The 23,900-nt window shown below is 73.0% G+C and carries 20 protein-coding genes; 14 read left to right on the forward strand and 6 right to left on the reverse strand.

The annotated features are described in order from the left end of the window. Nucleotides 1–16 precede the first annotated feature (16 nt). Nucleotides 17–790 (reverse strand): MHYT domain-containing protein, encoded by a 774-nt coding sequence (locus GA0115233_RS16080; RefSeq protein ID WP_093720906.1) that lies wholly within the window; start codon nt 788–790, stop codon nt 17–19. A gap of 173 nt (nt 791–963) precedes the next feature. Between GA0115233_RS16080 and GA0115233_RS16085 the strand changes: the two genes are divergently transcribed. Beyond that, nucleotides 964–1,563 (forward strand): class I SAM-dependent methyltransferase, encoded by a 600-nt coding sequence (locus GA0115233_RS16085; RefSeq protein WP_093720938.1) that lies wholly within the window; start codon nt 964–966, stop codon nt 1,561–1,563. Nucleotides 1,564–1,567: 4 nt separating this feature from the next. Here GA0115233_RS16085 and GA0115233_RS16090 read toward each other — a convergent pair whose 3' ends face one another. Continuing rightward, entirely contained in the window at nt 1,568–2,323 is a 756-nt protein-coding gene (locus tag GA0115233_RS16090; RefSeq protein ID WP_093720907.1) for an alpha/beta fold hydrolase, read from the reverse strand. Between the two features lie 123 nt (nt 2,324–2,446). On the opposite strand from GA0115233_RS16090, the gene GA0115233_RS16095 reads away from it, so the two are divergent. The 6 genes from GA0115233_RS16095 to GA0115233_RS16120 all read left to right on the forward strand — a co-directional run bounded on the left by GA0115233_RS16095 (nt 2,447) and on the right by GA0115233_RS16120 (nt 8,461). After that, nucleotides 2,447–2,971: a PadR family transcriptional regulator gene (locus GA0115233_RS16095; RefSeq protein WP_093720908.1), complete on the forward strand. Its 525-nt coding sequence runs from the start codon at nt 2,447–2,449 to the stop codon at nt 2,969–2,971. 140 nt (nt 2,972–3,111) lie between these two features. Beyond that, nucleotides 3,112–3,408 (forward strand): hypothetical protein, encoded by a 297-nt coding sequence (locus GA0115233_RS16100; RefSeq protein ID WP_093720939.1) that lies wholly within the window; start codon nt 3,112–3,114, stop codon nt 3,406–3,408. Between the two features lie 138 nt (nt 3,409–3,546). Beyond that, nucleotides 3,547–4,428, forward strand: coding sequence for a hypothetical protein (locus GA0115233_RS16105; protein WP_093720909.1), 882 nt, complete (start codon nt 3,547–3,549; stop codon nt 4,426–4,428). An 82-nt stretch (nt 4,429–4,510) separates the two neighbouring features. After that, a complete protein-coding gene (locus GA0115233_RS16110) occupies nt 4,511–5,455 on the forward strand; it encodes an RNA polymerase sigma-70 factor (RefSeq protein ID WP_093720910.1) in 945 nt (314 codons plus the stop codon). Nucleotides 5,456–5,578: 123 nt separating this feature from the next. Then, entirely contained in the window at nt 5,579–6,775 is a 1,197-nt protein-coding gene (locus GA0115233_RS16115; RefSeq protein WP_093720911.1) for an NAD(P)/FAD-dependent oxidoreductase, read from the forward strand. A gap of 312 nt (nt 6,776–7,087) precedes the next feature. Beyond that, complete coding sequence (locus GA0115233_RS16120) at nt 7,088–8,461, forward strand: tannase/feruloyl esterase family alpha/beta hydrolase (protein ID WP_093720912.1); 1,374 nt, start codon at nt 7,088–7,090, stop codon at nt 8,459–8,461. Nucleotides 8,462–8,532: 71 nt separating this feature from the next. Here the strand turns inward: GA0115233_RS16120 and GA0115233_RS16125 are convergent, their stop codons facing one another. Then, nucleotides 8,533–8,715: a hypothetical protein gene (locus tag GA0115233_RS16125; protein ID WP_093720913.1), complete on the reverse strand. Its 183-nt coding sequence runs from the start codon at nt 8,713–8,715 to the stop codon at nt 8,533–8,535. Nucleotides 8,716–8,959: 244 nt separating this feature from the next. On the opposite strand from GA0115233_RS16125, the gene GA0115233_RS16130 reads away from it, so the two are divergent. Then, nucleotides 8,960–11,815 carry a DEAD/DEAH box helicase gene (locus GA0115233_RS16130; protein ID WP_255310217.1) on the forward strand — a complete coding sequence of 952 codons (2,856 nt, stop codon included), beginning with the start codon at nt 8,960–8,962 and terminating at the stop codon, nt 11,813–11,815. Beyond that, the gene (locus GA0115233_RS16135) at nt 11,812–13,068 is read left to right on the forward strand and encodes an SWIM zinc finger family protein (RefSeq protein ID WP_093720915.1); all 1,257 of its coding nucleotides are present in this window, start codon (nt 11,812–11,814) and stop codon (nt 13,066–13,068) included. Before GA0115233_RS16130 ends, GA0115233_RS16135 begins: the two co-directional genes overlap by 4 nt. Before the next feature lie 30 nt (nt 13,069–13,098). On the opposite strand, the gene GA0115233_RS16140 is transcribed toward GA0115233_RS16135, so the two are convergent. Further along, nucleotides 13,099–13,557, reverse strand: a complete 459-nt coding sequence (locus tag GA0115233_RS16140) for a hypothetical protein (protein ID WP_093720916.1) — start codon at nt 13,555–13,557, stop codon at nt 13,099–13,101. 237 nt (nt 13,558–13,794) lie between these two features. Then, nucleotides 13,795–14,961, reverse strand: coding sequence for a xylose isomerase (gene xylA / locus GA0115233_RS16145; protein ID WP_093720917.1), 1,167 nt, complete (start codon nt 14,959–14,961; stop codon nt 13,795–13,797). Nucleotides 14,962–15,152: 191 nt separating this feature from the next. Here xylA and xylB point away from each other — a divergent pair, with 191 nt between their 5' ends. The 5 genes from xylB to GA0115233_RS16170 all read left to right on the forward strand — a co-directional run bounded on the left by xylB (nt 15,153) and on the right by GA0115233_RS16170 (nt 21,778). Beyond that, on the forward strand, nt 15,153–16,598 hold the full coding sequence (gene xylB, locus GA0115233_RS16150) for a xylulokinase (protein ID WP_093720918.1): 1,446 nt from the start codon (nt 15,153–15,155) through the stop codon (nt 16,596–16,598). 45 nt (nt 16,599–16,643) lie between these two features. Beyond that, nucleotides 16,644–17,852, forward strand: a complete 1,209-nt coding sequence (locus GA0115233_RS16155) for an ROK family transcriptional regulator (protein ID WP_093720919.1) — start codon at nt 16,644–16,646, stop codon at nt 17,850–17,852. A gap of 183 nt (nt 17,853–18,035) precedes the next feature. Continuing rightward, on the forward strand, nt 18,036–18,638 hold the full coding sequence (locus GA0115233_RS16160; protein ID WP_093720920.1) for an N-acetylmuramoyl-L-alanine amidase: 603 nt from the start codon (nt 18,036–18,038) through the stop codon (nt 18,636–18,638). 132 nt (nt 18,639–18,770) lie between these two features. Next, nucleotides 18,771–20,042, forward strand: coding sequence for a GAF domain-containing protein (locus GA0115233_RS16165; RefSeq protein ID WP_093720921.1), 1,272 nt, complete (start codon nt 18,771–18,773; stop codon nt 20,040–20,042). Between the two features lie 212 nt (nt 20,043–20,254). Beyond that, nucleotides 20,255–21,778: an acetaldehyde dehydrogenase ExaC gene (locus GA0115233_RS16170; protein ID WP_093720922.1), complete on the forward strand. Its 1,524-nt coding sequence runs from the start codon at nt 20,255–20,257 to the stop codon at nt 21,776–21,778. 86 nt (nt 21,779–21,864) lie between these two features. Here GA0115233_RS16170 and GA0115233_RS16175 read toward each other — a convergent pair whose 3' ends face one another. Beyond that, nucleotides 21,865–23,793: a protein-arginine deiminase domain-containing protein gene (locus GA0115233_RS16175; RefSeq protein ID WP_093720923.1), complete on the reverse strand. Its 1,929-nt coding sequence runs from the start codon at nt 23,791–23,793 to the stop codon at nt 21,865–21,867. Nucleotides 23,794–23,900: the final 107 nt, after the last annotated feature.

Genomic DNA, 23,900 nt, shown 5'->3' on the forward strand with positions numbered 1-23,900 from the left:
CCGGGGCGGCCCGTGGCTAACGGGCGGCGCTCTCGACCGGCCGCTGGGCGGAGGCGGAGGCCGCCCGCTCCCCCGTTGTCGGGGACAGGGCGACGAAGGCCGATGTCAGGAACAGGTAGGACCCGAGGCCGACGGCGAGGGGGAAGATGAACTGCATCGCCGTGGCCCCGGGCAGGGCGTCGCCGCCGGGCGTGACCCGCACGCCGACCGCGAACATCCCGGTGTAGTGCATGCTGCTCACCGCGGCGCCCATGATCAGGGAGGCGACGGTGACCGCGACGGGCGACTTGATGTTGAGCGCCGCCCACAGCGCCGCGGTCGCGGCGACGACGGCGATCAGGACCGACAGCCCGACGAGGACCGGGTCGTAGCTCACCTCGCCGTGCAGGCGGACCGCCGCCATACCGAGGTAGTGCATGCTGGCCACACCGAGTCCGGTGGTGAGCCCGCCGAGGAAGAGCGCGCGGGTGCGGTCGCGGCTGTAGCCGACGGCGAAGACACCGGCGCAGACCACGGCCATGGCCACGAGCAGGCTCGCGATGGTGAGCGGTACGTCGTAGCGGATGTCGGTGCCGCTGACGCTGAAGCCCAGCATGGCCACGAAGTGCATGGTCCAGATGCCGGTGCCGATGGCGGAGGCGGCGGTGACGAGCCAGTTGCGGCGCGAGCGTCCGGTCGCGGCGAGCGCGCGCACGGTGCAGCGCAGCCCCAGGGCGGCGCCGATGCAGGCCATCGCGTACGACAGCGCGGGGGTCAGCCACCCGAGGGCGGCGTGGTCCAGGTGTCCCATGGCCCCGGGACGCTAGTCCCGGCAGGGGCGCACAACCGGGGCGCGTTTCGAAAGCTGTTGGAATATGACACGGAAGACGCGCAGAACGATCGCCTCCAGCTCGAACATGCGCGCAGACGCGTCCTCCTTGTCGGTGACGCCTTCACCCGCGCCGGTGAGGGATCATGCCGAGCATGAGCGACGACCACACACACGTCCAGGAGTTCTTCACCGCTCGTGCGGCCGACTGGGACGCCCGCTTCCCGGACGACGGTCCCGCCTATGCGGCGGCGGTCGCCGACCTCGCGCTGCGCGAGGGTGACCGGGTGCTCGACGCGGGCTGCGGGACGGGGCGCGCCCTGCCGCCCCTGCGCGCGGCCGTGGGACCGTCGGGAGTGGTCGTCGGGGCCGATCTGACCCCGGCCATGCTGGAAGCGGCCGTACGGGCGGGACGGGACCGGGACGGGCGGCTGCTGCTCGCCGACGTGGCCGCGCTGCCGTTGCGGTCGGAGTCGCTGGACGCCGTGTTCGCGGCGGGCCTGATCGCGCATCTGCCCGATCCGGCGCGCAATCTGCGGGAGTTGGCCCGCGTGGTGCGCCCGGGCGGCACGCTGGCGCTGTTCCACCCGATCGGCCGGGCGGCGCTCGCGGCCCGCCAGGGGCGGCAGATCACCCCGGACGACCTGCGTGCCGAGCCCAATCTCCGCCCCCTGCTGGCCGGTTCCGGCTGGCGCATGACGTCGTACGCCGACGAGGACTCCCGCTTCCTGGCGCTCGCCGTCCGCGCGGACTGAGCGCTCAGAGGGTCCCGGCGACCACGGCGGCGAAGGCGTCCGGATTGTCGAGCATGACGTTGTGGCCGGCGCCGGGCACCGTCACCACGCGCACGCCCGCGGCCTCCAGCGCCCGGCTGCCCGGCAGTTCACCGTTGAGCCCGCCCTGCACGTAGACCCGGTCCACGGGCAGGACCGCGAGGATCTCCCGCCCCGTGGGCCGCGACCCCCGGACGAGCCCGACGGCGCTGCGGTGCAGGGCGCGCGGGTCGGCCAGACGCATCGTGGCCGCCCACAGCGGTCCCACACGGTCCAGCACGCGCGCGTGGCCGTCGTCGGCGAAATCGTCCTCCCCATAGGCGGCGATTTCGCGGCTGCCCGCGGACGGCGGCGGCAGCGGGTCGAGGGTGGCCTCGGTCAGGACCAGCCGGGAGACCAGTTCGGGGCGCCGGTGGGCGAGGACGAGGGCGACGGCCCCGCCCATGCTGTGCGCGATCAGCTCCGCGCCGGTCAGTCCCGCCTCGTCGAGCACCTTGGCCAGGGCGTCGGCATGGTCCTCCAGGGAGTAGCCGAAGTGCGCGGGCCGGTCGCTGACGCCGTGGCCCGGCAGATCCACGAACAGGCTGCGCCGCCCCGTGAGTTCCGGCCGGGCCGCGATGTGCGCGTGGTACACGGACGACATCGACCCCAGCCCGTGCACGTACACCCGCGCGGGCTCCTCCCCCGGCACCTCCGTCCACCGGACGCAGCTCCCCTTGCCGTCGAATTCCGTCTGCTGCACTGCGGCACCCTCCCCGTCGCGAACGTCTCTCCAGGAGAATACATCGGAACCGATGTATTGCGAGAGCGATGCATGCCCTTACGTGAGCACCGCACGCCCCGCGTGGTACGCGAAGATGTGGCCATGCTGGAGCTCGCCATCCTCGGATTCCTCTACGACACCCCCCTGCACGGCTATGAGCTGCGCAAGCGCATCACCGCGCTCACCGGGCACGTGCGCCCGATCGCGGAGAGCACGCTCTACCCGGCGATCAAGCGGCTGGAGAAGGCGGGACTGCTGGAGCGGACCACCGAGCCCGGCGCGGTGGCGGCGCCCCGCCATGTACTGACGCTCACCGGGGCGGGCGGGCAGGAACTGCGGCGGCGGCTGGCCGAGCCCGGCCGGCGTGACATCACCGACGAGAACCGCTGGTTCACGGTGCTCGCCTTCCTCCGGCACCTCGACGACCCGGCCGCCCAGTCGGCCGTGCTGCGCCGCCGTCTCGCCTTCCTGGAGGAACCCGCCAGCTTCTTCTACGACGGCGACCGGCCGCTGAGCGCGGAGGAGTTCGACGATCCGTTCCGGCGCGGCATCCTCACCATCGCCCGGGCCACCTCCCGGGCCGAAACCCGCTGGTTGCGCGAGACCCTCGCCTCCCTGGAGGACTGAGGGGGACTACCGGTCCGCGGACGGGTGCCCGATGCTCGTGAGCGTGCCGTTCGCTGCTGCCGCCCGGAACCGCAACTCCGTTTCGGACGGCAGGAGATGGACACGCGACATGACAACCGCACAGGGGGAAGGTGGTCAGCATGTTCGGCAAGGTCCGACGGTCCTGGGGGCGCATGCGGGAAGCGTGGCGCACGGAACAGAGCGCCCAGCAGGACGGACGTACGCACAACCTGTTCGAGGCCGCCGCCGCGTACGTCTCGGCCTGCGCGGAGGACGACCAGGAGCGCATCGACGAGGCCGCGGGGTGGGTCTCACCGGAGGCCCTGTCGTTCGGGGTGAACGAGCTGGCGTGCCGGGCCGTCATCGCCCTCGCGCGGGAGCGCGACGAGTCCCCGCGGACCGTCGCGCGGGACCTGCTCGGGCTTCCGGCGGCGTGACCCGCGTCGCCCCGGGAAGGGTGATTTCACCCCGTCCAGCCGGAAAACTGCAGCTCCGCGTGGGGGCGGGAGTCGTGACAAGGGCCTTCCCGGCGCACTAGGGTGCGCGCCGATGGACGAATGGATGGGGAGGCTGGGATGGCCGGGACGGACGAGCAGGCCGTCGCCGCCGAGGACGACGCGCTCTATGTGCTGACGGCGGTGCTGCTGACACCGGCGAAGTTCCCGAGCGTGCTGGGCGACGACTACCCCGAGGCGTGCGCGGCGCTCGGCCTCGCGCCTCTGGCCGACGGCTACGGGCTGGTGCTCGGCCAGGACGGCGAGGGCGCCCGTTGGACGGTCGTCATCGACGACGTCTCGCTGGTCGCGGTCGCCATCGCGTCCTGGGACTGCGGCATGGAGTACGACCTGTCGCCGGACGAGCGCACGGTGGTCGCCGCGCTGCCCGGCTGGCCGCTCGCGGTCGCCGTCGCCGCCCCCAACGTGCCTCCGCCGCACGACCCCGAGCCCGACATCGCGGACGGCCCGCTGCTGACACCGCCGGACACCTCCACGTGGGGCCCGGCGCAGCGCCGGCTGGGCGCGGACGAGATCGCGCTGCAGTGGGCGACGTGGCGGGAGCAGATCGACGACGCGGACTTCCCGGCCCCCGAGGAGACCGGGGAGGACTCATCCGAAGGCGCCTCAAAGGACTCGTCCGAGGGCTCCTCGGGGAACTCCCCCGAAGACGCTTCGGAGGACAAGCCAAAGGGGCACGCCGGCATCCGTCGCGTTCTCGCCGAGGCACGCGCGTACATCGAATCGCCGCCGCCGCTCGGCCGGGTCCGGTCCGCCTTCGCCTCGGGCCAGGCCCGCACCCTGCGCGCCGACGGCCCCGGCTGGTCCCTGGTGGCCAGAACCGACGACATCGCGTTCGTGCTCCTCGACGACGAGCCCGGCGAGGTCCTGCCGGTGGGACGCGGCCCGGAGCTGCCCGGCCTCCTGGAGGCCCTCGACAGGATGGCCGTGCGCCCGAGCTGAGGCCGCCGGGCGGAGCGGGTGCGACGGTCCTGGTGAGCAATCCCGATGTGCTCGGCGCCCGGGGCCGCATAGGATCGCAGTCATGCCGTCGATCATGAGTGATGTGGACCGGTTCGAGGCCGCCCGGCCCCGGCTGGAGGCCATCGCCTACCGCCTGCTCGGCTCGGCGAGCGAGGCCGAGGACGCGGTGCAGGAGACCTACCTGCGCTGGCAGGCGGCGGACACCGGGCGGATCGAGGTGCCCGAGGCGTGGCTCACCAAGGTCCTCACCAACCTCTGCCTCAACCAGCTCACTTCAGCCCGTGCCCGGCGCGAGACGTACGTCGGCCAGTGGCTGCCCGAGCCGCTGCTCGCCGGGGACCCGATGATCGGCCCGGCCGACACCGCGGAGCAGCGCGAGTCGGTGTCGTACGCCGTCCTCGTACTGCTGGAGCGGCTGTCGCCCAATGAGCGCGCGGTGTACGTGCTGCGGGAGGCGTTCGACTACGCGCACCGCGAGATCGCCGAGATCCTGGACATCACCGAGGCGGCCAGCCAGCAGACCTTCCACCGGGCGAAGAAGCACGTCGCGGCGGGCAAGGCGCGCACCGAGATCGACGAGGCCGCCGCCAAGCGCATCGTGGAGGAGTTCCTGGCCGCGGCGACCAGCGGCGAGACCGAGCCCCTGGTGCGTCTGCTCACCCAGGACGCGATCACGGTCGGCGACGGCGGTGGGAAGGTCCCGGCCCGTACGAAGCCGTTCGAGGGGGCGCTCGCGGTCGCCAAGTTCCTGCGCGGCCTGTTCAAGCCCGGCGAGGCCAAGCGGGCCCTGGTCGGGGGCGCGCCCGAGATCTACGCGACGACCGCCAACGGCGATCCCGCCATCGTCGCGGTCGTGGACGGCCGGGTCGTCGCGATCAGCTGCCTGGAAGTCACACCGGAGGGCATCGTGGCGGTGCGCAGCCAGGTCAACCCCGACAAGCTGGCCCGCGCGACGGAACAGTGGGCCGCCGCGGACCACCGGGAGCCCCCGCTTCTGACCCTCTGACCGCACCCCGACGTGATGTGACGTGCTTCACATCCTGATCCTGTCAGGAATCGGCGAGCTGCCCGGTTCAAGGATCGACACCGCGCAGAACAGCGGTGAACCGACCCAGACAGGAGCAGTCACATGAAGCACCGCATCGTCGTCCTCGGCGCCGGCTACTCCGGAGCTGTCGCGGCCGGCCGCCTCGCCCGGCGACTGCACCGCGACGACGTGTCCGTCACCCTCGTCAACGCCGAGCCCGACTTCGTCGAGCGCGTCCGGATGCACCAGCTCGCCACCGGCCAGAAACTCAAGGCCCGGCCGTTCGCCGAACTGTTCGCGGGCACGGGTGTGGAGCTCAGGCTCGCGAAGGTCACCGCGGTGGACGCGGACGCGAAGTCGGTGACCGTCGTCGCGGACGGCGCCGAGGAAGTCCTCGCATACGACACCCTCGTCTACGCGCTCGGCAGCGGCTGGAACGACCAGGGGGTGCCCGGTACCGCGGAGCACGCGTACGAGATCGCCAGCAGGCCCGGCGCGCTGCGCCTGCGCGAGCGGCTGGCTTCCCTGGGCGCCGGTGAGCCCGTGGTCGTGGTCGGCGGCGGTCTGACCGGCCTGGAGGCCGCGACCGAGATCGCCGAGGCCCGTCCCGACCTCGATGTCGCCCTGGCCGCCCGTGGCGCCCTCGGCGACTGGCTCTCCGAGAAGGGCCGGGGTCACCTGCGCAGGGTCGTGGACCGGCTCGGCATCACCGTCCACGAGAACACCGAGATCGCCGCGGTGGACGCGCACCGCGTGAAGACCGCCGACGGTACGGTCGTCCCGGCCGCCGTCACCATCTGGACCACCGGCTTCGCCGTCCACCCGATCGCTTCCGCGACCACCCTGGAGGTCACCGACCGGGGGCAGATCGTCGTCGACGACACCATGCGCTCGGTCTCGCACCCGGACGTGTACGCCGTGGGCGACGCCGCCCGGGCCATGGGCCCCGGTGACAAGCCGCTGCGCATGTCCTGCGCCTCGGGTGTCCCGATGGCCTGGCTGGCCGCCGACAGCATCGCGGCCCGCCTCACCGGCGGCAAGCTCCCGAAGAACACGATCCGGTACTTCCAGCAGTGCATCTCGCTCGGCCGCAAGGAGGGCCTGATCCAGTTCGTCACCGCGGACGACCAGGCCGTCGAGCGCGCCCTGACCGGTCGGCTGGCCGCCCGCTACAAGGAACTGATCTGCAAGAGCGCGGCCTGGGGCATCGCCAACCCGACCATGGGCATGCCGGTCCGACGCCGCCGGGTCGTCCAGCAGGAGGCCCTGCGCCCCGCGCGAACGGAGGCGGCGGCCTGAGGGCCGTTGCCGGGGCCCCGGCCCCTCGCCCGGGGCGGCACGTCCAACACTCCCCCGCGCGGGTCCTGTTCAGCCCGCCCTACCTCCGCCGTGGGCGCACTAGCGGTACGCCCACGGCGGGCGGCAGGGCGGGGAAGAACCGTCCCATCGCCGCCTCACAAACCGGCCACCATGCGACGCCCTCGATCCATGTGGTCCCAACCCATGGATGAGGCACAGAAGGAAACGCACCATGGGGCAGCTCCGGCTCCGCCCCCAACTCCCTCCCCTTGTCGCCCTGTCGACATGTTTCCCTGTGCTCTGGAGGCCGCAATGCGCTTGTCCCGAGGTGCTCCTCTCGCCGTGACCGCCCTGCTCGCGTCGGCGCTCCTGTGGCCCGCTCCCGCCGCGGGCGCCTCAGCCGGACAGGAACACTGCGCACGTCGGCATCAGATCCGTGTGCCGGGCGCGGCCTTCCAACAGAGCGCCTGTCTCGGTGACCTGACCACGACCGGGCTCGCCGGCACGCCCTACACCGATCTCGCCGACCAGGCCGGACTCACGGCGGCCGGAACTCGCGTGCCGTCCGGGGTGCCGGGGATTCAGATCGACGGGTACTTCCCGGACTCCTCGCGCTTCAACACGACCCACGGCTGGAACCACGACGCGCAGTTCGTGATCCGGCTCCCGGACCGCTGGAACGGCGGGCTGGTCGTCACCGGGGCGCCGGGCACGCGGCGCCAGTACGCGACGGACAAGGCCATCTCCGACCAAGTGCTCGCCCAGGGCTACGCGTACGCGGCGACCGACAAGGGCAACAGCGGCGTCGACTTCTACCGGGACGGTGTCCGGCCCGGTGACGCGGTGGCCGAGTGGAACTCCCGGACCACCCAGCTCACCCGCGCGGCCCGCAAGGCCGTGGCCCAGCGCTACGGGCACTCCCCGAGCCGCACGTACATCACCGGTGTCTCCAACGGCGGTTACCTCACGCGCTGGCAGTTGGAGAACCGTCCGGAGCTGTACGACGGGGGCGTGGACTGGGAGGGGACGCTGTGGATCGCGCACGGCCCGAACCTGTTGACCTCCCTGCCCACGACCGTGGCGCGCACCCTGGGCAGGGCCGGGGACGAGGACCTGTACGCGGTGGGCTTCGCTCGCGGTTCGGAATTCCTGTGGCCCTACCACGAGAAGGCCTACTGGGGTGTCACACAGAAGATCTACCGCGCCGAGTTCGATCCGACGTACGCTCCCGGCTGCCCCGGCCCGTCCGCCGGCAGCACGCCGGAGCGGATCCTCGCCCCGTGCGCCGAGGACGCGGCCTACGACTACACCTCCCGGCCCGCCTCCGTCCACCGCGCGGTGGCCCGGGTCGCGCTCACCGGGCGGATCGGCAAGCCGCTGATCACCCTGCACGGCGACCTGGACGCGCTGCTGCCGAAGGCGGCCGACTCGGATGTGTACGACCGCATGACCGGCGCCGCGGGCAGGTCCCGGCTGCACCGGTACTACACGATCGCGGGCGGCACCCATGTGGACGGGCTCTACGACAGTCACCCCGACCGGCTGCGGCCGATCCTGCCCTGCTATCGCTCGGCCTTCGACACCTTGGTCGCCTGGGTGGAGCGGGACATACGCCCGCCCGCGGGCCGGACCGTCGGCAGGCCCGCAGACGGCGTGAACGTGGTCAACTCCTGCACGCTCCGATAGCCGGTCAGGGGTGACGGTGGCAGTCGATCAAGGGTGACGGAGGCCCGGCTGACGGCTGGGCCTCCGCCGCCTCAGCGGCCGAGCTCCTTGCGGCCCGCGCGGCGCAGCCTGCGTCGCTGCGAGGGGTCGAGTGCGAGGTACGCGGCGGCCGGGACGCCCAGGATGATCAGGAGCGCTGCCCACCAGGGCAGCCAGATGAGCAGAATGATGCCGACCGCCGCACCCCCTGCGGCGATCTTCTGGTTCCTTGTCATGTGTGTCGCCTCCTCCGCGGCGCACTGCCGCTCTCTGCTCTCAAAACGGACCCGTGCTCCCCGCGGTTCCGGACCTCGACCCTGAGACGCCCCTGAGGTGTGCCCCTTACTGGTACTCCCGCGTGCCCCCACCCTCCCACGGGAGTGACGCGGAACACAGTCCCGTCATGCCGGATCCGGGCCGGACCTGCTGTACCATCGGCGACTCAGCCCAGTAGTCAAATTTGAGGAATACGCCATTCCCGTGCAGACGGCTCTCCCGGCACCCCACTCCGACCTCCACGAACTGGCCCGCTGCTCCACCGTCTTCGTACCCGGCGATCCCGCGCGCACCGGCAGGGTCGCCTTCTGGCGCCCCGGCGCCGACACCCCGCCCTCCGTCGTGGGCGGATCGGCCGAGCCCCTGACCGTGGCCGTGCCCGGCGACGAGGGCGTCGAGCGGGTGAGCGTTCCGGCCGTACTGCTGCCCGTACGTGCCGCGCTGCCGGTGCTGATCCGCGCCCGCGCAGCGGACGAGGCGCACCGCGCGGGCGCGTTCTGGGGCGCGGCGGCCGTGCTGGCGCTGCAACTCGCCGCACGCGGGCTGCTGTTGCCCGGCCTGTCCCCCTCGGACCACGATGCCTGGCGCATGGGTCCCCTGAGCGGCGCGGACATCGAGCGGGTACGCCGACTGGCCGCGGCGATGCCGCCCGAGGCGCACGCCGTACCGCTCACCACCACGGGCCCGCTGCGGCTGCCCGATCCCGAGCACCTGGTCCGCGCCTTCCTGGACGCCGTGGCGGACACCCTGCCGCGCACCTCGGCGGCACCGCTCGTCACCGGCGGTCCCGCCTACGCCGCGCCGAAGCCTCAGCACTTGCCCGAGCACCGCGCGTGGGCGGCCGATGTCGCCGCGGGCCACGACGCCGGGGTACGCCTCTCGCTGCGCGTCGAGGTCCCCGGCCTGACCGAGGACACGGGCACGCTCGACCCGGCGCCCGCCTTCCGTGCCGTGCTCCAGGTGCACGAGGTGAGCGATCAGGCGCTGGTCGCCGACGCCGCCGAGGTATGGGCCGGGAACACCGCCTTCGGTCCCCGCGCGACGATGGACGCCCTGCTGGCGCTGCGACGCGCGGTACGCGCGTGGCCGCCGCTGACTCCCCTGCTGTCGGCCGCCGTGCCGGATGCCGTGGAGCTGGCCGACGAGGAAGTCACCGACCTCCTCTCCGCGGGCGCCAGGGCGCTGGCCGCCGCAGGCGTCGACGTGCACTGGCCCAGGCAGCTCGCCCGGGAACTGACCGCCCACGCGGTGGTCGGCCCGCCCGACGACGAGGAGGGCCCTTCCCGGCTCACCGCCGACACGCCGTCGTTCCTGTCCGCCGACGCGCTGCTCTCCTTCGACTGGCGGTTCGCGCTGGGCGGACGGCAGCTCGACCGCGCCGACCTCGACCGTCTTGCCGAGGCCAACCGGCCCCTCGTCCGGCTGCGCGACCAGTGGGTCCTGGTCAACCCCGACGAGGTGCGCCGGGCCCGCGCGCGCCAGAACCGCAAGGTGACCCCCGTGGACGCGCTCGGCGCGGCCCTGACGGGTTCGGCGGAGGTCGACGGCCACCGCGTCGAGGTGCGGCCCACCGGATGGCTGGCGGCCTTGCGGGAGCGGCTCGCCGACCCCGAGGCGCAGGAGCCGGTCCCGCAGCCCGCGGCCCTCGCCGCCACGCTGCGCGACTACCAGCGGCGGGGCCTGAACTGGCTGGCGCGGATGACCTCCGTCGGTCTGGGCTGCTGCCTCGCCGACGACATGGGGCTCGGCAAGACCATCACGCTCATCGCGCTGCATCTGCACCGGCAGACCGACGACTCCTCGGCCGGTCCCACGCTGGTGGTGTGCCCGACGTCGCTGATGGGCAACTGGCAGCGCGAGATCGAGAGGTTCGCCCCGGGCACACCCGTCCGGCGCTTCCACGGCTCCCGGCGCGACCTGCGGGGCCTGGCAGACGGGGAGTTCGTGCTCACCACGTACGGCACGATGCGTCTGGACGCGCCCCGGCTGGGCGAGGTGCGGTGGGGCATGGTGGTGGCCGACGAGGCCCAGCACGTGAAGAACCCCTACTCGGCGACCGCGCGGGAGCTGCGTTCCATCGGGGCACGCGCGCGTGTCGCGCTGACCGGCACTCCGGTGGAGAACAACCTCTCGGAGCTGTGGGCGATCCTCGACTGGACGACACCGGGACTGCTGGGCCGGCTCGGCACCTTCCGCACGCGCTACGCGCAGGCCGTCGAGGGCGGTCAGGACCCGGCCGCCGCCGAGCGGCTCGCCCGCCTGGTCCGCCCGTTCCTGCTGCGCCGCCGCAAATCGGACCCGGGCATCGCGCCGGAACTCCCGCCGAAGACCGAGACGGACCGCGCGGTGTCGCTCACCGCGGAGCAGGCCGGGCTGTACGAGGCCGTGGTGCGCGAGACACTCGCGGAGATCGCCGGGGCCGACAGCATGGCTCGGCGCGGGCTGATCGTGAAGTTGCTGACCGGCCTGAAGCAGATCTGCAACCACCCGGCGCAGTACCTCAAGGAGGAACGGCCGAGGATCGCCGGACGCTCCGGGAAGCTGGAGCTCCTGGACGAACTGCTGGACACGATCCTCGCCGAGGAGGCGGGGGTCCTGGTCTTCACCCAGTACGTGCGCATGGGCCGCCTCATCGAGCGGCACCTGGCCGAGCGCGGGGTGCACGCCCAGTTCCTGCACGGCGGTACGCCGATCGCCGAGCGGGAGGAGCTGGTGCGCCGGTTCCAGGACGGCGAGGTGCCCGTGTTCCTGCTGTCGTTGAAGGCGGCGGGGACGGGGCTGAACCTCACGCGGGCCGAGCATGTCGTGCACTACGACCGCTGGTGGAACCCGGCCGTGGAGGCGCAGGCCACGGACCGCGCGTACCGGATCGGGCAGACCCGGCCCGTTCAGGTGCACCGGCTGATCGCCGAGGGGACCGTCGAGGACCGCATCGCCGACATGCTCACCCGCAAGAAGGAGCTGGCGGATGCCGTGCTGGGCGCCGGGGAGGCGGCGCTGACGGAACTGACGGACGCGGAACTGGCCGATCTGGTGGAGCTGCGAGGGGGCGCGCGATGAATCGCTACGACGGTGACGAGAGCCTGGAGCGCACGTTCGCGGCGCTGCCGCCCGCGCGGGGGAAGGGATTCGCGCGGACCTGGTGGGGTCTGGCGTGGCTCAAGGCGCTGGAGGACTCCGCGCTGGACAACGAACAGCTCAAGGCGGGCCGCAGACTGGCACGCGCGGGCGGTGTGGGCGCGGTGTCGGTGCGCCCGGGCCGCGTCACGGCCGTGGTCCAGGACCGCGACCGCACCCACCACCGCGCCGACGTCCTGCTGGAGGAGCTGTCCGGCGAACAGTGGGACCGGTTCCTGGACATGACGGCCGAGCGCGCCGGGCATGTGGCGGCGCTGCTGGACCGCGACATGCCGCCGCACCTGGTCGAGGACGCCGCGGTCACCGGTGTCGATCTGCTGCCGGGCATGGGCGAACTGCAGGCCGAGTGCGACTGCGGGGCCTGGGACCACTGCGCACACACGGCGGCCCTGTGCTACCAGGTGGCGCGGCTGCTGGACCAGGACCCCTTCGTGCTGCTGCTGTTGCGGGGACGCGGCGAGAGCGCGTTGCTGGAGGACCTTCAGGCCCGCAGCGCCCGCGGCGTCAGCCCGGTCGGGGCGGCGCCCGAACCGGGGGGAGTGGACGCGGCGGAGGCGTTCGCGGCCGGGGACATCCTGCCGCCGCTGCCGGACCTCCCGGAGCCGCCCGAGGAGCCGGGGGTGCCGCCCTCGCTCGACACGGAGACCCCTCCCCCGGCGGACACCGACCCCGCCGCCCTGGAATACCTCGCCGCGCGCACCGCCGCGGAGGCACACCGCCTGCTCATGGGCACCCTGCGCGCGGAACCGCACCACCGCGCGGAGGAGCTCCCGCTCGCGCAGGACGCGGTACGGCTCGCCCTCGGCGCTCCCGACCCGGCCGTGGCCGAGCGCCTGGCCGAAGGCTCCGGGCGCGACCGGGAGCAGTTGGCCCTGGCCGTACGGGCCTGGCGGCTCGGCGGAGCGCCCGGGCTCGCCGTGTTGGAGGAGGAGTGGGCCGTGACCGGGGAAGCGCTGGCACGCGCGCGTGCGGCGCTGGACGCGGCCTGGGACGAGGAGGAGCGGCCGTCGCTGCGGGCGAGGGGCAACCGGTGGACGGTGGTCGGTGCGCCGGCCCAGGTACGGCTGGGGCGGGACGGCCGCTGGTGGCCGTACCGCAAGGAGCGGGGCCGCTGGGTGCCGGCCGCGGGTCCGGCGCAGGATCCGGCTACGGCCCTGGCCTCGGTCGAGGGGTGAGCGGGGCGCCACGCGCGCGTGGCGCCGTGCTCAGGGCAGTTCCACGTCACCGATGTCCGGCAGCAGCGACTCGATCTCGCTGGGCAGGTCGCTCGGCAGCTCACTGGGCAACCCGCTCGGCAGCTCCGACGGAAGCGACGAGGGCAGTTCGCTCGGCAGTCTGCTGGGCAGCTCGGTCGGGATGCTGAAGGACGGCTTCGGGGAGGCGCTCTCGCTGCTCCTGGAGGGCGACTCCTCCTTCGGGTCGTCGCTTCCCGAGTTGAGCAGCACCACCAGGGCGACGACCGCGCCCGCCACCAGGACCGCGAGCACGGCGAGGAGCAGTTGACGCCGCCTCGGGCCCTCGGGCGGCGGGCCGCCGTAGATGGGTTGGCCGTCGTCGGGGGGCGGCGGCCCGAATCCGTTGGTCGGTGGTCCGTATCCACCGCCTGGGGGCGGCGTGTCGCCCGGCTCACCGGGCGGCTGGGGAGGTACGGGCGGGATGGCCATACCTCCCAGGGTCACCTCCCGACGGGGCTCACGCGAGCGACTCGCGGCAGTTGGTACCGGCCCATGGCACGGACCGGACGGTTCCGCCGTATGCACCGAAGGACGGCCCCGCGCGCGAGACGCTCACCCGCTTGTGGCGTCCCGCGCGCGGGACCGTACGCGCGCGTGCCCGCTCAGCCGCGCGCCCCCGGAAGGTGGTCCGTCCTCAGACACGCACCCCCGGAAGGTGGTTGGTCCTCAGCCGCGCGCCCCCAAGAGGTGGTCCATGGCCAGCTGGTCGAGCCGCTCGAAGGCCATGCCGCGCGCGGCGGCGGCCTCGGCGTCGAAGTCCTCGAACGCGGCGCGGTCGGCGAGCAGGGCGTCGAGGCCGTCGGCGGCCGTGGGCTGGGCCAGCTCGTCCAGGCGCGAGGCCCGCAGCGCCTCCTGGACCTCGGGGTCGGCGCGGAAGGCCGCGGCGCGCTCCTTGAGGATCAGGTAGTTGCGCATGCAGCCCGCGGCGGACGCCCACACGCCGTCCAGGTCCTCGGTGCGCGGCGGCTTGAAGTCGAAGTGCTTCGGGCCCTCGTAGCCGGCGCTCTCCAGCAGGTCGACCAGCCAGAACGCGGCGCGCAGGTCGCCGGCGCCGAAGCGCAGGTCCTGGTCGTACTTGATGCCGGACTGGCCGTTGAGGTCGATGTGGAAGAGCTTGCCCGCCCACAGGGCCTGGGCGATGCCGTGCGGGAAGTTCAGTCCGGCCATCTGCTCGTGGCCGACCTCCGGGTTGACGCCGTACAGCTCCGGGCGCTCCAGGCGCTCGATGAAGGCGAGCGCGTGGCCGACGGTGGGCAGCAGGATGTCGCCGCGCGGCTCGTTCGGCTTGGGCTCGATGGCGAAGCGCAGGTCGTAGCCCTGGGCGGTGACGTACTCGCCGAGCAGGTCGAACGCTTCCTTCATGCGGTCGAGCGCGACGCGCACGTCCTTGGCGGCGCCCGACTCGGCGCCCTCGCGGCCACCCCAGGCGACGTAGGTCTTCGCGCCCAGCTCCACCGCCAGGTCGATGTTGCGGATGGTCTTGCGCAGCGCGTAGCGGCGCACGTCGCGGTCGTTGGCGGTGAAGGCGCCGTCCTTGAAGACGGGGTGCGTGAAGAGGTTCGTGGTGGCCATCGGCACGGTCATGCCGGTGGCGTCCAGGGCCTGGCGGAAGCGCTTGATGTGCGCCTCGCGCTCGGGGTCGGAGGACCCGAAGGGGATCAGGTCGTCGTCGTGGAAGGTGACTCCGTAGGCGCCGAGCTCGGCCAGACGCTGCACCGTCTCGACCGGGTCGAGGGCTCGGCGGGTGGCGTCGCCGAAGGGGTCCCGTCCCTGCCAGCCGACGGTCCACAGGCCGAAGGTGAACCTGTCCTCGGGGGTGGGCTGGTAGTTCATGCCGCGGCTCCTTGCCTGCTGCGAGTTGCTTGCTGCCGACTATTTCGTCATGGCCGTTTACAAATTAGTATGCCGACGCGTCCCTGGGAAGAGAACAGGTGTCCCCGGACGAGAGACGTGCCCCACGTGGGGCATCCCGCACACCGCCGCCGACAGCGGCGCAGACCGAGCCGCACCAGAGGAGAGCCCCGATGTCAGCAGCCGAAGGACCGCTTGTCGTCGGCGTGGACACGTCCACCCAGTCCACCAAGGCCCTCGTCGTCGACGTGGCCACCGGACGGGTCGTGGCCAGTGGCCAGGCCCCGCACACCGTGACCTCCGGGGCGGGCCGCGAGTCCGACCCCCGCCAGTGGTGGGACGCCCTGTGCGAGGCGCTGCGCCAGTGCGGTGACGCGGCCCGTGAGGCGGCCGCCGTGTCGATCGGCGGCCAGCAGCACGGCCTGGTCACGCTGGACGAGCGGGGCGAGCCGGTGCGCCCGGCGATGCTCTGGAACGACGTCCGCTCCGCGCCCCAGGCCCGCCGTCTCGTCGAGGAACTGGGCGGCCCGAAGGCCTGGGCGGAGCGCACCGGCAGCGTGCCCGGCGCCTCCTTCACGGTGACGAAGTGGGCGTGGCTGGCCGAGCACGAGCCGGAGTCCGTCCGCGCCACCAAGGCGGTACGGCTCCCGCACGACTACCTCACCGAGCGGCTCACCGGCCAGGGCACCACCGACCGCGGCGACGCCTCCGGCACCGGCTGGTGGGTGTCCGGGACCGAGGCGTACGACGAGGAGACCCTGGCTCACGTGGGTCTCGACCCCGCCCTGCTGCCCCGCGTGGTGCGGCCCGGCGAAGTCGCGGGAACCGTGCGCGAGCACCACGACCTGCCCTTCTCCAAGGGCACCCTGGTCGCCCCCGGTACCGGCGACAACGCCGCCGCCGCGCTCGGTCTGGGCCTGCGCCCGGGCACCCCGGTGCTCAGCCTCGGCACCTCCGGCACGGTGTACGCGGTGTCCAGGCACCGCCCCGCCGACCCGTCGGGCACGGTCGCGGGCTTCGCCGACGCGCACGGCGACTGGCTGCCGCTGGCCTGCACGCTGAACTGCACTCTCGCGGTGGACCGGGTGGCGGCGCTGCTCGGCCTGGACCGGGAGGCCGTGGAGCCCACCTCCGAGGTGACGTTCCTGCCCTTCCTGGACGGCGAGCGCACCCCGAACCTGCCGGCCGCCTCCGGACTGCTGGTCGGCCTGCGCCACGACACGAGCGCCGGTCAGCTCCTCCAGGCCGCCTACGACGGCGCCGTGCACTCCCTGCTCGGCGCCCTCGACCTGGTCCTCGACGCGGACGCGGACCGCTCCGCTCCCCTGCTGCTGATCGGCGGAGGGGCGCGCGGCACGGCCTGGCAGGAGACCGTGCGCAGGCTGTCGGGCCGTCCCGTGCAGGTGCCCGAGGCCAAGGAACTGGTGGCCCTCGGCGCCGCGGCGCAGGCCGCCGGCCTGCTCACCGGTGAGGACCCGGCCGCGGTCGCCCGGCGCTGGAACACCGCAGCCGGCCCGGTGCTGGACGCCGTGGAGCGGGACGAGGCGGCCCTGGCTCGGATCGCCGGGGTACTCTCCGACGCGGCCCCGCTGCTGGAGCGGGGGTCGCGGGCCCGGTGAACGGGGCGCGGCGACCGCATCCACCGAGCGAGGACTGACGGAGGCATGACCGCACCGCTGCACGAGCCCCAGCCGCCCGGTCCCGGCCGCGCGCTGCCCGACACCCAGCAGGGCATGCGCCGCCGCAACCTGGCGCGGGTCATGCACACCGTCAGCGCGGAGGGGACCCTCTCCCGTGCCGCCGTCGCCTCCCGGATCGGCCTGACCCGTGCCGCGGTGTCCACCCTCGTGGACGAGCTGATCCGGTCCGGCCTCATCGAGGAACTGGGCCCGGAGCGGCCCGGCCGGGTGGGCAGGCCCGGCTCGGCACTCGCGGTCAGCGCGCACGGCCCGGCCGGTATCGGCGCGGAGATCGGCGTCGACCACCTCGCGGTGTGCGCGGTCGACCTGCGCGGGTCGATACGGGCGAAGGCCGTGCGGCACGGCGCGAACCGGGGACGCGCGGCCGAACCGGTGGTCCGTGAACTGACCGAGCTGGTACGCCGAGTCGTCGCGGAAGCCGAGACGGAGGGGCTGTGGCCGGCGGGGCTCGCGGTGGCCGTGCCCGGTCTGGTGGCCCGCGACGGCCGTACGGTCGTGCGTGCGCCCAACCTCGAATGGCACGACGTCGACCTCGGGGCGCTGCTGCCGGGCGACGTGCCGCTCACTGTGGACAACGAGGCGAACTTCGGCGCCCTGGCCGAACTCTGGCTCGGCGACAGCACACCCCGCGACTTCCTGCACGTGTCGGCGGAGATCGGTATCGGTGCCGCCGTCGTGGTGGAGGGGCAACTGCTGCGCGGCACCCGGGGTTTCGCGGGCGAGCTGGGTCATGTGCCGGTCCGGCCGGAGGGGCCCGCGTGTCCGTGCGGGGGCCGGGGCTGCCTGGAGCAGTACGCCGGTGAGGAGGCCGTCCTGCGGGCGGCCGGACTGGAGCCCGGCGAGGACCGGGTCGGGCTGCTCGCGGGGCGGGCGGCGGACGGGGACACGAAGGTACGCGGCGCGCTGCACGACGCCGGGTCCGCGCTCGGCATCGCCCTGACCGGCGCGGTGAATCTGCTGGACCCCGAGAGCGTGGTGCTCGGCGGGGCACTGGCCGGGCTCGCGCCCTGGCTGCTGCCGTCGCTGGAGGCGGAGTTGGCGGGACGGACAGCGGGTCCGGCCTGTCCGGTGGCCGTGTCACGGCTCGGCCCCGAGGGGCCGCTGCTGGGGGCCGCGCACTGGGTGGTGCGCGGGGTGCTGGACGATCCGGCGGGAGTCGCCGCAAGGGCGTAAGGGCTGAAAGCCCCGCCGGGACCTCACCTGTTCACCCACACGAGTTCCCCGGTTTTCCACAACCCCCGTGCCGTCCACGGAACCTGATCGGCGCCTCCGTCCAACCCCTCCCCGACGTACGGTGATTCACACGAGGGCACCCCGCGCCCCGATCACGATCACCGACCGAGAGGCATCACCCGTATGGAACGGGCACGACCACTGACCAGCAGACGCCGGCTGTTGCGGGGCGCAGCCCTCGCCGCCGTGCCCTACGCGCTGCTCCCCTGGCCGCGGGCGGGCGCGCATGTCCAGGCTCCCGACCACCCCACCGCCGAGTGGCAGCCGGCGAGCGCCGCGAACTACACCCGGGCCCGCCGCCCCGCGCAGTACAGCATCGACCTCGTCATCATCCATGTCACCCAGACCCGCTACTCCCAGACCCTGAACGTCTTCCGGAACCCGAAGAAGAAGGTCTCCGCGCACTACGTCGTCCGCTCCGGCGACGGTCATGTCGCGCAGTGCGTCCGCGAGGCGGACGTGGCCTGGCACGCGGGCGACTGGGAGCACAACACACGCAGCATCGGTATCGAACACGAGGGCTGGGTGGACGAGCCCGGCTACTTCACCGGTGCCCTGTACGGGCGTTCGGCCGCGCTGACCGCGGCGATCTGCGCCCGGCACGGCATCCCGACGGACAGGAGGCACATCATCGGACACCACGAAGTACCCGGCACCGACCACACCGACCCCGGGCCGCACTGGGACTGGGAGCGCTACATGACCCTCGTGGAGGCGGCCATGTGATCGCGAAAGCGGCACCGCCCGCGTTCAACGCGACCGGCCCGTCGTTCGGGTGACCGACGTCGAAACGGTTGTCAGCGCGTATACCCGGAGTGACGATGTCCCCCAGCCGCATCGTGTCCCCGGGAGGCCGAGTTGACCGATCCGTGGGTGGCCCTGGAGCCGGGGGCCGACCCTGCCGAGCGTGCGCGGGTGCTGCGCCGCGCGCATGAGACGTTCACCGCGGCGGGCACCGTGCCGCAGCCGGTGCGCTCCGTGGTGGCCGACTCCTGGCGGCGTTCCGCGAGAGCGGGGGTCGGGCCGGACGGCACGGCGAGTGTGGAGCTGGCGGACGGCGACCTCGGCGCCTACCGCGCGGAGCATCCGCTGGCTCGGGTGATGCCCCTGATCAGGGAGCTGATGGGTTCGTTCGCGGCCGACGGGGAGCATCTGCTCGCGGTGTGCGACGAGCACGGCAGGCTGCTGTGGGTCGAGGGGCACGCCACGACCCGGCAGCGGGCGGGGCGGATGAACTTCGTGCCCGGGGCGCGGTGGTCGGAGGCGGCGGTCGGGACGAACGCGCCGGGCACGGCGGTGGCGGTCGACCGGCCGGTGCAGGTGTTCGCGGCCGAACACTTCATCCGGCGGGTGCAGCCGTGGACGTGCGCGGCGGCGCCGGTCCACGATCCGCGGACCGGGCGGGTGCTCGGGGCGGTGGACATCACCGGGGGCGACGGGCTGGCCCATCCGCACAGCCTGGGCTTCGTACAGGCGGTGGCGCGGGCGGCGGAGTCCCAGCTCGCGCTGCTCGCCCCGGCGGGCCCGGCGGCGGACCGGCACGAGCTGTCCGCCCTGGGCCGGGACGAGGCGCACCTGCTCACCGGTGGCCGCCGGATCCGGCTGAGCCGACGGCACAGCGAGATCCTGGTGCTGCTCGCCCGCCATCCGGAGGGCCTGACCGGGGACGAGCTGCTGTGCGCGCTGTACGAGGACGAGACGGTCACGCCGGTGACCCTGCGGGCGGAGCTGGCGCGGCTGCGCCGGATCCTCGGACCCGGGCTGCTGGCCTCGCGGCCGTACCGGCTCACCGCCCCGGTCGAGTCCGATGTCGCCGTCGTGGAACGGAGGTTGGCAGTGGGCGCGGTCAGCGCCGCGGCGACGGCGTACGCGGGTCCGCTGCTGCCCGGCTCGCAGGCACCGGCGGTGGCCCGGATCCGTCGGCGGCTCGCGGACGGACTCCGGACGGCGCTGATCGCCCGCCGTGACCCCGACCTCCTGGCGGACTGGGCGCACGCGCCGTGGGGCGAGGACGACCTGGACATCTGGCGCGCCCTGGCCGCGGTACGTCCGACGGCGGCGGTCCGGTCGCGGCTGGCGGCGCTGGAGTCGGAACTGGGTGTGGCGGCGCCGCCGAGGGTGGCCGGATAGCCGGGACATGGCTCCCAGCGGCGGGCCCGGGGCGCAGTTGGGCGCGGCAGCGCGCGCCCACGGGCTGCCGCGCAACCCCACCCGGAGAGCATCCGCCGGGCAGGCCGGAGAGGGCCCCGGCCCGCGCAACGTCCTTGCAACCTCCCCGTCCCTAGCCTCCCGCCAGGAGCTGTCCAACGGCGGGCAGCGCTGTTGCGAGGAGGCTGGCCGACATGACCCGTTACGCGGCACCCGGGACCGAGGGCGCGATCGTCTCCTACCAGGCGCGGTACGACCACTTCATCGGTGGTGAGTACGTGCCGCCGCTGAAGGGGCAGTACTTCGAGAACCCCTCGCCGGTGAACGGGCAGCCGTTCACGGAGATCGCGCGGGGCACGGCGGAGGACGTGGAGCGCGCGCTGGACGCGGCGCACGCGGCGGCCCCGGCCTGGGGACGTACGTCGGCGACCGAGCGCTCCGACATCCTGCTGAAGATCGCCGACCGGATGGAGGCGAACCTGGAGCGGCTGGCGGTCGCCGAGAGCTGGGAGAACGGCAAGCCGGTGCGTGAGACGCTGGCGGCCGACATCCCGCTCGCCATCGACCACTTCCGCTACTTCGCGGGCGCGATCCGCTCGCAGGAGGGCACGCTCGGCGAGATCGACGACGACACGGTGGCGTACCACTTCCACGAGCCGCTGGGTGTGGTCGCGCAGATCATCCCGTGGAATTTCCCCATTCTCATGGCCACTTGGAAGCTGGCCCCGGCGCTCGCGGCGGGCAACGCGGTCGTGCTCAAGCCGGCCGAGCAGACTCCTGCCTCGATCCACTACTGGCTGAGCCTGGTCGCCGATCTGCTGCCGCCGGGTGTGGTGAACGTGGTGAACGGCTTCGGCGTGGAGGCGGGCAAGCCGCTGGCGTCGAGCCCGCGGGTGGCGAAGGTGGCGTTCACGGGTGAGACCACGACCGGCCGGCTGATCATGCAGTACGCGTCGGAGAACATCACGCCGGTCACCCTCGAACTCGGCGGCAAGTCCCCGAACATCTTCTTCGAGGACGTCTGGCGCGCGGACGACGACTTCCGGGACAAGGCGCTGGAAGGGTTCACGATGTTCGCGCTGAACCAGGGCGAGGTGTGCACCTGTCCGTCCCGGGCGCTGGTCCAACGGGGCCACTACGCCGAGTTCATGGAGGCGGCGATCGCCCGCACCGAGAGGATCAGGACCGGTCATCCGCTGGACACGGACACGATGATCGGCGCGCAGGCCTCCAACGACCAGCTGGAGAAGATCCTCTCCTACCTCGACATCGGACGGCAGGAGGGCGCGAAGGTCCTCACCGGCGGCGAGCGCATCGAGCACGACGGCGAACTCAAGGGCGGCTACTACGTACAGCCGACGATCTTCGAGGGCCACAACCGGATGCGTATCTTCCAGGAGGAGATCTTCGGTCCGGTGGTCTCGGTGACGTCGTTCGACGACTTCGACGACGCCATCAAGATCGCCAACGACACGCTGTACGGGCTGGGCGCGGGCGTGTGGACCCGGGACGCCAACACCGCCTACCGCGCGGGCCGCGCGATCCAGGCGGGCCGGGTCTGGACGAACTGCTACCACGCCTACCCGGCGCACGCGGCGTTCGGCGGCTACAAGGGCTCGGGCATCGGCCGCGAGACGCACAAGATGATGCTGGAGCACTACCAGCAGACGAAGAACCTGCTGGTGTCGTACTCGCCGAAGAAGCTGGGCTTCTTCTGAGTCGCTGAGCCGCTGAGCGTGGCGGAGCGGTCGGACAGGGCGTCCGACGGGCCCGTGCCCGTCGGACGCCCCCCTCAGCGCCGGGATCAGGTCCAGGGCGCGCTCATGCGGCCTCCCCACCACGGCGCCGACGCGTCGCGGAGTGTGTTCGTGCCGCAGTGGATCTCGCCCTGGCCCAGGTGGTAGGTGAACCAGTCGTCCAGGTAGGAGACCCGCATCCCGGCCCGCCGGTACACGTCGGTCACGGCCTCGGTGAAGATGTCCTTGCCGTTGATCACGGGACCCCATTGGCGCGGGGCGAGATAGCGGTCGCGGGCGACCACGATGCCGTTGACGGCGCCGGGGACGTACGCGCTGGTCTGCACCGTCGGATCGGCGGCGGCGCGGTCGCCCTGTTCGCCCCGCGCGCTCCACTTGTGCTGGCCGTGCTCCTCCAGCCGGTCCATCAGGGGTGTGTCGGCGCCGAGCCTGGTCAGGCGGGGCACGGGGACGCCGTTCCGCTCGCCCACGGGCTGGTGTTCGCGGACGTACAGGGCGGGCACCCGCACGATCTCGTCGTCGGTGACGCCGGTCTCGCGCTTGAGTATCGCCAGGTTGGCCGCGATGCGTTCGGCCGCCAGCTTGTTGTCGGCCAGCAGGTCGCGGTTTGCGAGGGCCTCGTCGATGGTCTCCCGGGGTGCGGGCATGCCCTGTTCGCGCGGCACCGAGAACATCTTGGTCCGGCCGTGGCCGTCGCGCTGGGCGTCGCGCAGGAGCTGGAGCCCGGCGTCGGGGTCGGCGATGCCGATGCGCCAGCCGCGCGGGGTGTCGGCGGGCAGGAACTGCACGAACTCGTCGACGTGGCCGACGCCGAGCCAGGAGGTGTCCAGGAGCAACGGGTCCTGCATGCCCTGCGACTTGAGCAGCTTGGTCACGGCCTTGGAGGGCTTCTCGCCGCTGTCCTTGCGCCAGCCCTGGATGACCCGCCCGGCGGGGTAGGAGCGGTCGCCGAGGGTGTAGGGCGGGATGGTCTCCAGGTTGCCCATGGAGTTCAGTGACCAGTCGTCCGGCTCGCCCCGGTCGAAGGCCTGGACGACGCCGATGTCCCGGCCGCGCACCTTCTCGAAGAGTTCACGGCCCGCCTCGCGGCCCGGCTGGTCGGAGCGCAGCATCACCCGCATCACCTGCCGCCGTCCGCGCGGTCCGGTCATGCTGACGTAGGCGGGCTCGAAGAAGTCCTGCGCCCAGATGTCGCCGTACTTCTCGAAGGTCACCAGGGGCCGGGTGATGCCGGCGGCCTTCACTTCCTTCTCCAGGGCCCCCACGAACTCGCGCTGGATCTCGTTCCAGTCCCCGGCGCCGCGCAGCTTGGTGACCATCATCTGCTGGGCGTTCTGCAGGTGATGGTGGGTCAGCAGCGGTGCCACGCGCAGGGTGACGGAGTCGGTGGTGGTCTGTCCGCCGGAGGTCACGCTCAGGCGGATCACGGCACGGCCGTCCCACTTGGCGCTGTCGCGGATGATGTCGGTGGCCTCGACGCCGAACTCGGCGCCGGAGCGCAACTCGGCGGCGCCCAGCCGGGTTTGGCCGGTCACCAGGACCCACTTGCCGTCCCGCTTGAGGAAGACGCGGGTGTGCTGGGCGCCGGTGGTGACCTTCACGCTGCCCCGGGCACCGGAGGCCACGTCCGGCATCGGCACGGTGCGCACCCGGGCCAGGTCGGCGGTGTCGGCGGTGCCGTTGACCTTGGTGTCGGAGGCGTCGTTGCAGGCCGCGAGCTTGGCGTCGGACAGTGGTCTGCCGCCTGCGTCCCTGACGGGGCAGCGCTTGGTGTCGTCGTCGATGTTGGGCAGGTAGACCGCCCCGCGCCGGACGGTCCAGGTGTCCTCGCCCGCCCGGTCGGTGTCGCCGCTGACGTCGACCCGCCCGTCACGGTTCACGTCGGCGCGCAGATCGGCCCGCACGGACGGTTCCGCGGCGAGGGCCTGCTGCGGTCCGGCCAGGACGGACCCGGCCGCGGCCAGGGCGAGAACCACGGGTCCGGCGGGGTTCGTACGTGAACGCGTACGTCGGCGCACAATGCGTCCCTTCTCGTGGAAGTCGTAGAAGATCGGATGGATCGGACAGGGTGTGTCGCCGTGCT

This window comes from Streptomyces sp. DI166, assembly GCF_900091315.1.
GTDB classification, from domain to species: Bacteria; Actinomycetota; Actinomycetes; order Streptomycetales; family Streptomycetaceae; genus Streptomyces; species Streptomyces fuscus.

Bases quoted from the DNA above. Each gene is read 5' to 3' on its own strand.
- GA0115233_RS16140 (WP_093720916.1), bottom strand. From the start codon at position 13,557: ATGGCCATCCCGCCCGTACCTCCCCAGCCGCCCGGTGAGCCGGGCGAC.
- GA0115233_RS16125 (WP_093720913.1), bottom strand. From the start codon at position 8,715: ATGACAAGGAACCAGAAGATCGCCGCAGGGGGTGCGGCGGTCGGCATC.
- GA0115233_RS16110 (WP_093720910.1), top strand. From the start codon at position 4,511: ATGCCGTCGATCATGAGTGATGTGGACCGGTTCGAGGCCGCCCGGCCC.
- GA0115233_RS16105 (WP_093720909.1), top strand. From the start codon at position 3,547: ATGGCCGGGACGGACGAGCAGGCCGTCGCCGCCGAGGACGACGCGCTC.
- GA0115233_RS16155 (WP_093720919.1), top strand. From the start codon at position 16,644: ATGACCGCACCGCTGCACGAGCCCCAGCCGCCCGGTCCCGGCCGCGCG.
- GA0115233_RS16100 (WP_093720939.1), top strand. From the start codon at position 3,112: ATGTTCGGCAAGGTCCGACGGTCCTGGGGGCGCATGCGGGAAGCGTGG.
- GA0115233_RS16170 (WP_093720922.1), top strand. From the start codon at position 20,255: ATGACCCGTTACGCGGCACCCGGGACCGAGGGCGCGATCGTCTCCTAC.
- xylA (WP_093720917.1), bottom strand. From the start codon at position 14,961: ATGAACTACCAGCCCACCCCCGAGGACAGGTTCACCTTCGGCCTGTGG.
- GA0115233_RS16085 (WP_093720938.1), top strand. From the start codon at position 964: ATGAGCGACGACCACACACACGTCCAGGAGTTCTTCACCGCTCGTGCG.
- GA0115233_RS16095 (WP_093720908.1), top strand. From the start codon at position 2,447: ATGCTGGAGCTCGCCATCCTCGGATTCCTCTACGACACCCCCCTGCAC.
- GA0115233_RS16080 (WP_093720906.1), bottom strand. From the start codon at position 790: ATGGGACACCTGGACCACGCCGCCCTCGGGTGGCTGACCCCCGCGCTG.
- GA0115233_RS16120 (WP_093720912.1), top strand. From the start codon at position 7,088: ATGCGCTTGTCCCGAGGTGCTCCTCTCGCCGTGACCGCCCTGCTCGCG.
- GA0115233_RS16115 (WP_093720911.1), top strand. From the start codon at position 5,579: ATGAAGCACCGCATCGTCGTCCTCGGCGCCGGCTACTCCGGAGCTGTC.
- GA0115233_RS16135 (WP_093720915.1), top strand. From the start codon at position 11,812: ATGAATCGCTACGACGGTGACGAGAGCCTGGAGCGCACGTTCGCGGCG.
- xylB (WP_093720918.1), top strand. From the start codon at position 15,153: ATGTCAGCAGCCGAAGGACCGCTTGTCGTCGGCGTGGACACGTCCACC.
- GA0115233_RS16160 (WP_093720920.1), top strand. From the start codon at position 18,036: ATGGAACGGGCACGACCACTGACCAGCAGACGCCGGCTGTTGCGGGGC.